Origin of the sequence: Lentzea sp. NPDC060358 (assembly GCF_042725365.1) — a bacterium.
Lineage (GTDB): Bacteria > Actinomycetota > Actinomycetes > Mycobacteriales > Pseudonocardiaceae > Lentzea.
Genome location: NZ_JBHXCW010000337.1, coordinates 1 through 6,725 on the forward strand (window position 1 = coordinate 1; position 6,725 = coordinate 6,725).

The 6,725-nt window shown below is 68.2% G+C and carries 5 protein-coding genes; 4 read left to right on the forward strand and 1 reads right to left on the reverse strand.

Annotation, left to right across the window (positions count from 1 at the left end; all coding sequences use genetic code 11):
* Positions 1-29 precede the first annotated feature (29 nt).
* Entirely contained in the window at positions 30-1,007 is a 978-nt protein-coding gene (locus ACFWGZ_RS38180) for an ABC transporter substrate-binding protein (protein ID WP_382456473.1), read from the reverse strand.
* A gap of 482 nt (positions 1,008-1,489) precedes the next feature.
* Between ACFWGZ_RS38180 and ACFWGZ_RS38185 the strand changes: the two genes are divergently transcribed.
* Genes ACFWGZ_RS38185 through ACFWGZ_RS38200 form a run of 4 tightly spaced genes read left to right on the forward strand, consistent with a single transcriptional unit; the run spans position 1,490 to position 6,639 of the window.
* On the forward strand, positions 1,490-4,837 hold the full coding sequence (locus ACFWGZ_RS38185; protein WP_382456474.1) for a nitrate- and nitrite sensing domain-containing protein: 3,348 nt from the start codon (positions 1,490-1,492) through the stop codon (positions 4,835-4,837).
* A complete protein-coding gene (locus tag ACFWGZ_RS38190; protein ID WP_030470879.1) occupies positions 4,834-5,253 on the forward strand; it encodes a roadblock/LC7 domain-containing protein in 420 nt (139 codons plus the stop codon). Before ACFWGZ_RS38185 ends, ACFWGZ_RS38190 begins: the two co-directional genes overlap by 4 nt.
* Positions 5,254-5,282: 29 nt before the next feature.
* Complete coding sequence (locus ACFWGZ_RS38195) at positions 5,283-6,053, forward strand: DUF742 domain-containing protein (RefSeq protein WP_382456475.1); 771 nt, start codon at positions 5,283-5,285, stop codon at positions 6,051-6,053.
* Complete coding sequence (locus ACFWGZ_RS38200; protein ID WP_030470877.1) at positions 6,034-6,639, forward strand: ATP/GTP-binding protein; 606 nt, start codon at positions 6,034-6,036, stop codon at positions 6,637-6,639. Before ACFWGZ_RS38195 ends, ACFWGZ_RS38200 begins: the two co-directional genes overlap by 20 nt.
* Positions 6,640-6,725 lie beyond the last annotated feature (86 nt).

The following is a 6,725-nucleotide window of genomic DNA, read 5'->3' on the forward strand; positions in this document are numbered from 1 at the left end:
CAGCGCCTCTTCAGCGCGTCGTGAGGTGGCTAGCCGGTCGTGCCCGGCGGCAGCAGCTGCTGCACGTCCAGGCGGCCGGAGAGCACGTCCTCGGTGTCCATCATGTCGGCGACCCGCTGGAGCCGGATCGGGTTCAGCGACAGCGGGAACGTGCCCACGGACACGAGCGCGGCGGTCGGCTGGTCGACGTCGGCGTAGCTCGTCAGCGAGTCCTGCACGCCGAGCTTGTTGGTCTGCGCGCGCTGCTGGGCGTCGCGCAGTACGTCCCGGAACACCCGGAGGGTCTTCGGGTTGGCGTCGGCGAACTTCTTCGACGCCGCGTAGCCGGACATCGGGAAGTCCAGTGTCGGGCCGCGCGCGGTGTCGGTGAGGATCTTCGCGCCGATCTTGCGCTGCGCCTTCGTGATGAACGGCTCGATCATGAACGCCGCGTCCACGGTGCCCGAGGTCAGCGCGTTCTCCATGTCCGCGAACGCCATGGACTTGAACTTGATCTTCTGCTTCTCGACCGCGGCGGTGTCCAGCACGGCACGGGTCGTCAGCGCGCCGATGTCGGTCTCGCTGTTCACGGCGATGGTCGGGCTGGAGTTCTTGCCGGCGTCGTCGTAGTTCGACGTCGCCGACGTGACCAGCGCCATCGAGTTCGGACCCGCCTGGTAGGCCTCGCCCTGCAGCTGCAGTTCGGTGCCCTCGGCGACGGCGCGGAAGAGGCTGACGTGCGTGGCCCACGTGATGTCCAGCGTGGTGTCCAGCTGCTTGATGGCCTCGGCCTCGCTCGGCTGCGTGACCAGGTTGACCTGCAGGCCGGCCTTCTCGAACAGCTTCTCGGTCAGCGCGATGCGCAGCGGGGCCACGTCGACGACGGGCAGCACGCCGATGCGCAGGATGTTGCGCTCCACGTCCGCGTTGCCGCCGTTCGAAGAACCTCCGAACAGGCCGCAGCTCGCGGTCAGAACACACGTGATGAGCACTGCGGCAAGCCGCAGAGCTTTGGCTCGGGTAGCCATGGCACCTCTCGCCGGTAGGCCTGAGTAGCATCGAATTGATCAGTGAGCGTCGCCACAGACCAGGTGGTCCACAGCCTCAACTGGGCGTTCGGACGAACGAGGGGCGTGCCGACAACCGGGGATGTTAACCACCTGAACGTATGAAACGACACCCCGTCTCGATACGGTGAGTGCTTCTGGAGACTTCCCCCGGACAGGGGGTGACCATTACGCTCCCCGCCGGGTGGCACTGGTTGTTGTCGACCGACGTGTCTTCAGACGGGGTAGGGCGCCTCACCGGGCGAACCGCCTCTGTGCTGCAATTCGGCCCGTTTGACGAGTCCATGCTCGGTCCTGGGGAGAGACCGGGACACTGCTGCTGGAAGAGGAAGCCCAGAGTGGCCCGACGTGAGAGAGGTCCCAGCCAGTTTGGCGTGGGTGACACCACACGCTCCGAAAGGCCCGAATCGGGTGACGGACTGGCTGCGCTGGGTGACGGAACGATGAACGCGACACCGGACCCGGTGAGTCGCGACATCGTTGCCGGACCCGGTTCAGGACCTGCCCGATCCGCGCCCTGGCGCCTGCGGAACTGGCGGCTGCGCACGAAGCTGCTCGCCGTCCTGCTGATCCCGACGATCTGTGCCCTTGCCCTGGGTGGTCTGCGCGTGCGCGGCGACCTCCAGGCCGCGACGGAGTTCAACAACCTCGCGAACCAGATCCAGCTCGAGACAGCGGTCGCCGACCTGGTGCAGCAGCTGCAGCGCGAACGCGACCTGTCGGTCAGCTACGTCGCGTCGAACAAGAAGGTCGACCGGGTCGTCCTCGAGCGCCAGCTGCGCCGGGTGAACGACACGAGCGAGGCCTTCAACGCCAGGATCTCCGAGCTGAGCTCCGACCTGAACCCGACCGCCGTCGAGCGGTTCCAGGTCGCGGCCAAGCAGCTCGACCGCCTGAACAGCCTCCGCAACTCGGTGCGCGACACCCAGTACCCCGCGGAAGCCGTCCAGCGCACCTACTCGGAGTCGATCGAGACGCTCATCAACCTCGGTGAGCAGACGATCTCCGAGATCAACGACCCCGAGCTGGTGCGACTGCACCTGACCACGAACGCCATCGCGCGCATCAAGGAGCAGGAGTCGCTCAAGCGGGCGATCCTCCTGGACGTCTTCCAGCGCAAGGGGTTCACGCCGTCCCAGACGCGGTCGCTGCAGGCCGCGGACGCCGAGCTCGACGCGGCCCGCAACGACTTCCGCAAGTCGGCGACCGCGGAGCAGGCGAAGATCTACGACGACACGGTCACCGGCCTGATCGTCGACACCGCGAACGACATGCAGGAGTCGGCGCTCAACCAGCAGGCCCGCCCGGTCAAGGACTTCACCCAGCTGACGTCCGAGAAGTGGGACATCGCCGCCACGCTGACGGTCAACCTGACCCGTGACGTCGAGAACCTGCTGGTCGAGCAGCTGCAGAACAAGACCGACGAGCTCGCGAGCGACACCCGCACCAGGGCGTACATCGAGTCCGGCGTCGTGCTCGCGATCCTCGCGCTCGCGCTGCTCATGGCGCTGTTCGTCGCCCGCTCGATCCTCAACCCGCTGCGCACGCTGCGCCGCACCGCCCTCGACGTCGCCGACCACGGCCTCCCGGACGCGGTCGAGCGGATCCTCGCCGACCCGAACCCGGAGAACGCGGCCAAGACCGCCGTCGAACCGGTGCCGGTGCACACGCGGGAAGAGGTCGGCCAGGTGGCGCGCGCGTTCGACGCGGTGCACGGTGAAGCGGTGCGACTGGCCGCCCAGCAGGCCCTCCTGCGTGACAACGTCAACGCGATGTTCGTCAACCTCTCCCGCCGCTCTCAGGCCCTGGTCGAGCGCCAGCTGAACCTGATCGACCGGCTGGAGCAGGACGAGCAGGACCCGGACCAGCTGGCCTCGCTGTTCGAGCTGGACCACCTCGCGACCCGCATGCGCCGCAACTCGGAGAACCTCCTGGTCCTCTCGGGCACGGACCTCTCACGGCGCCTGACCCGGCCCGTCCCGGCCGCCGAGGTCCTCGGTGCCGCGGTCTCCGAGGTCGAGCAGTACGCCCGCGTGCAGGTCGGCCAGACCCCGGACCTCACGGTCCAGGGCCGCGCGGTCAACGACCTCGTGCACCTCATCGCCGAGCTGCTGGACAACGCCACGGCGTTCTCCGACCCGGTCACCAAGGTCACCGTCCGCACGGCCAAGACCCGCAAGGGCGAGCTGGCGATCGAGATCCAGGACCGCGGCGTGGGCATGGGCGACCAGGAGATCCTGGACGCGAACGAGCGCCTGGCGGACCCGCCGGACGTCGACGTCGCCGTCTCCCGCCGGATGGGCCTGTACGTGGTCGCGCGGCTCGCCAAGCGCCACGACATCAAGGTCCGCCTGCGCGGCAACGAGGACATCGAGGGCGGCACGACGGCACTGGTGATCGTGCCGGAGACGCTCATCGCGATCCCCGGTCAGACGCCGGTCTCGGCCCCGCCGCCCGGCTCCGGCTCGCTGGCCTCGGCGTTCGGCATGTCGCCGAACATGTCGTCGCCCGCGATGTCGCCGGTGCAGACGCCGGCCGAGCACACCACCGAGATCGGCACGACCGCGACGAGGGCCAGCGGCATCGCCGGCGCGTTCGGCGGGGCGAGCGGCTCGACGGGGCTCACGCCGCGCATCGAGGACTCGAGCCCGAGCAACCCGAGCATCCCGGTCAACTTCGTGCCCAGCTCGATCACGGACACGGGTGCCGGCGCGACGGCCATCCCCGTCTACAGCGACCCGCCGGCCGAGGACCCGACGCCGTCGGAGCGGTGGCGCCGCGACCAGCTCGCGGCGGTGGAGCCGGAGGGCTCGTTCGGCGAGCCGACGCTCTTCACGGCCTACGAGGACCGCCACGAGGAGCCGGGCGAAATCTCCTTCGAGCCGGGCTACGAGACCACGCAGTTCGTGCCCATCCCGCCGATCGAGGACGAGCCCGCCTCGACCAACGGCGTCTCGCGCGCCTCGGTCGACCAGGGCCGCCTCGACATCGGCATGGGACACCGCAACGGCAGCTCCGGCAAGCAGGTCGAGCACGACCTGGACGCCCCGACGGAACGCCTCCCGATCTACGAGGCCGTCCTGTCGCAGTGGTTCCAGGCGGTCGGCAGCGAGACGTCCGCCTCCACGGCCCAGCCGGTCCGCCCGGCCGCCGAGCACGACGAGTCGGCGGCGGCGTCCAACGGGCACGTCGAGTCTGGCCCCGCCAGTGTCGACAAGGGCGGCGTCGAGTACATCGACGAGCCCCCGAAGACGCCCCCGCTGTCGGACGGGCCGGAGCCCGAGCTCCCGACCCGCACCCGCAAGCCTGTCCCCGCGGTGGCACCGACCACCACGTCCGCCGCTGGTCTTCCCGTGCGCCAGCCGCGCGCGAAGGTCCAGAAGGCGGTCGAGGAAGAAGTCACACCGGCCGAGCAGGAGCGAGTTGTGGAACCGGAGCCCGTTCTGGAGGAGACTCCAGCAGCGGCACCCGCTTCCGAATCGGCTTGGCAATCGCCTGCCGATGAGGGATGGCAAGCGGCTCAGGCGTTGTTGAACAAGACGCCGGAGACGAAGACCACGGCAGGATTGCCGAAACGGACACCGAAGGCTCAGCTCGTGCCAGGATCTGCAGCACCCAAGCCGCAGTCCCTGACGCAGACAGCGCAGCGCCCGCCGCTGCCGCCCCGCACCGCCGACGCGGTGCGCGGACGGATGTCGAGTCTGCAAAGCGGTGTCCGGCGAGGCCGGCACGCCATGATCGAGGCATACGCTGGTGACCAGTCGAGCCGGCAGAACGAGGAGCAGGAGTGACGACCGCAGCGCAGCCAGGCAGCTTTGGTTGGCTTATCACCGACTTCGTGCGGAGGGTGCCCGGTGTGGCACATTCCGTCGTGGTGTCCGCGGACGGGCTGTTGCTCGCGGGGTCCCAGGGGCTGCCCCGGGACCGTGCAGAGCAGCTCTCCGCCGTCGCGTCAGGGCTGGTCAGCCTCACACAGGGTGCTGCCCGCTGCTTCGAGGCAGGCGGGGTCAACCAGACCGTTGTCGAGATGGAGCGGGGCTACCTGTTCCTCATGTCGATCAGTGACGGCTCGTGCCTTGCCGTCCTGGCGGCACCGAACTGTGACATCGGCCTGGTGGCTTACGAGATGACGCTTTTGGTGGAGAGAGTCGGCCAACAACTCACCCCTGAGCTGCGCGCGCAGCTTCAGGGTGTGGTCCGTCGCTAGACCTCACTTGGGTTCAGGGGTGAGAACAAATGGCTGGGAGACCTGGCGCTAGAGGCCGTGGACTCGGTAGGAACTTCAACTACCAGGAGTGGGCCGCTGGTGGGTTCCAGTTCGACGAGCCTGACGCGATACCCCAAGATCCAGAGGAAGCCGAGGACGCACCCCACGATGAGCGGGTTACAGGGCAAGGGCTAGGCGATATGTCTCAGCGTGAGGTGGATGACTCGTCGTCGTATCCGTACGACGACGTGCCGAACCGGTTCGACATAGACGGGTACGGCACCGGGTTGTTCGGTGGACCCGGTGCGGACCTCTTCGGCCAGCACGAGATGCCGGACGCGGTTCCAGAACAACTGCCGTACACCACGGGGCCGCAGCCGGTGTACAGCACTGGTGCGCAGCCGGCGTACAACACCGGTGCACAATCCGTTGTGCGCCCCGAGGAGAATGCAGCTGCGGACTCGGGTTCACTGGTGCGGCCTTACACACGCACCGGTGGACGCACACGACCCGATTACGACCTTGCTATCGAGGCGCTGATCTCAACCAGCGAGAAGGGCCTCGAACGGGATGCCGCAGTGCTTCCCGAGCACAGGTCGATCTGCGGGCTGTGTGTGGACACGCGGTCGGTGGCCGAGGTCGCGGCACTCCTACGCTTGCCTCTTGGCGTCGTTCGGGTGTTGATCGGCGACATGGCAAGCATGGGATTGGTTTTGATTCACCAGGGCGGTCTGGTCGTGGGGGACCGGCCTTCCATGGAATTCCTGGAGAGGGTGCTCAGTGGGCTTCGCAGGCTCTAGTCCCCAGGGCGCCGAGGGCGCACGGAAGCCGACGACCTCCGCCAAGATCGTGGTGGCGGGTGGCTTCGGTGTGGGCAAGACGACGTTCGTCGGCTCGGTGTCCGAGATCGTCCCGTTGACCACCGAGGCGGTGATGACCGAGGCCAGCGCGGGGGTGGACGACCTCTCCGCCACGCCCAACAAGGTCACCACGACCGTCGCGATGGACTTCGGCCGCGTGTCGCTCGACAGCGACCTGATCCTGTACCTCTTCGGTACACCGGGTCAGCACCGCTTCTGGTTCATGTGGGACGACCTGGTCCGTGGTGCCATCGGCGCCATCGTCCTGGTCGACACCCGCAGGCTCGCGGACGCGTTCGCCTCGATCGACTTCTTCGACGACCGGCAGCTGCCGTACGTCGTCGGCGTCAACTGCTTCGACGGGCTCCTCCACCACCGGCTGGAGGACGTGCGCGAGGCGCTGACGATCGACGAGTCGGTGCCGATCGTGACGTGTGACGCGCGGAACCGGCAGTCCACGAAGCAGACGCTCATCACGCTGGTGGAGCACGCGATGCGCCAGTGGATGTCCGTCCGCGCGGGCTGACCTCTCGCGGGACAACCTCAGAACGCACGGCGAGGCGAGCGCCACCTTCGGGTGCGGCGCTCGCCTCGTCGGTGCGGTCTGACCTA